Origin of the sequence: Suttonella ornithocola (genome assembly GCF_001889065.1) — a bacterium.
Taxonomy (GTDB): domain Bacteria; phylum Pseudomonadota; class Gammaproteobacteria; order Cardiobacteriales; family Cardiobacteriaceae; genus Suttonella_A; species Suttonella_A ornithocola.
This window is the reverse complement of the sequence record NZ_LWHB01000323.1, coordinates 1-767: the sequence shown is the minus strand read 5'-3', so window position 1 is coordinate 767 and position 767 is coordinate 1. Positions and strand designations below refer to the sequence as shown.

The following is a 767-nucleotide window of genomic DNA, read 5'->3' as shown; positions in this document are numbered from 1 at the left end:
ATATCCTATGACCTAACTGCAGCCAATTCCGACAAAAAATTCTTAACGATATTGCTAATGGAGAAACTTGGCGCGCTGTTGCAAAGCACTACAAGATCAGCAAATTCACCGTCTATAGCTGGATTAAAAATCCCCATCCTAAAGGTTTTACTGAGCGTAAGCCTCAAAGATTGATGATGAAGCCTTGCTTAAGGATATTGAGCAGTATCCTGATGATTACCAATGGGAAAGCGCTAGACGTTTTAATTGCTCGCAATCAGCGATTTGTTATGCTCTAAAGCGACTAAAGATAACGCATAAAAAAAGATTAACCAACATCCAAAAGCCGACACAGAGAAAAGAGAGCACTTTCAAGAACAAATAGTAGATAAGACCGCTCAAGACAAACCGATAGTCTATCTTGATGAATGTGGTTTTAAAGCCTTTGATCATAGACCTTATGGCTACAGCACAAAAGGACAAGTTTGTCATGGAAGTGATAACTGGCATTTAAAAAACCAGAGCAATGCGATTGGAGCCATTATCAATGGAGAATTGTTTGCCTTACGCTTATATGATGGTTCTATTAACAGCGATATTTTCTCTCATTGGGTGAGAGAAGCACTGTTACCTGAGTTACCTAAAAACAGTGTAATTGTCATGGACAATGCCGCTTTTCATAAACGCAGTGATATTCAAGCAATCATTGAAGAGCATGGGCAATGAGATAGTTTGGTTACTCCCTTATAGTCCAGACTTAAATCCTATTGAAAAGATGTGGGTTGGAT

General features: G+C 38.9%; 2 protein-coding genes and 1 pseudogene. All 3 read left to right on the top strand.

What is annotated here, in order from left to right; genetic code table 11:
* Positions 1–38: 38 nt before the first annotated feature.
* Positions 39–83: pseudogene (locus tag A5N85_RS18080) on the top strand (hypothetical protein); the annotation flags it as partial.
* Positions 84–184: 101 nt separating this feature from the next.
* Positions 185–364 (top strand): IS630 transposase-related protein, encoded by a 180-nt coding sequence (locus A5N85_RS18075; RefSeq protein ID WP_249023998.1) that lies wholly within the window; start codon positions 185–187, stop codon positions 362–364.
* The gene (locus tag A5N85_RS14110) at positions 307–705 is read left to right on the top strand and encodes a transposase (protein WP_084601829.1); all 399 of its coding nucleotides are present in this window, start codon (positions 307–309) and stop codon (positions 703–705) included. The genes A5N85_RS18075 and A5N85_RS14110 overlap by 58 nt, the downstream gene beginning before the upstream one ends.
* Positions 706–767: the final 62 nt, after the last annotated feature.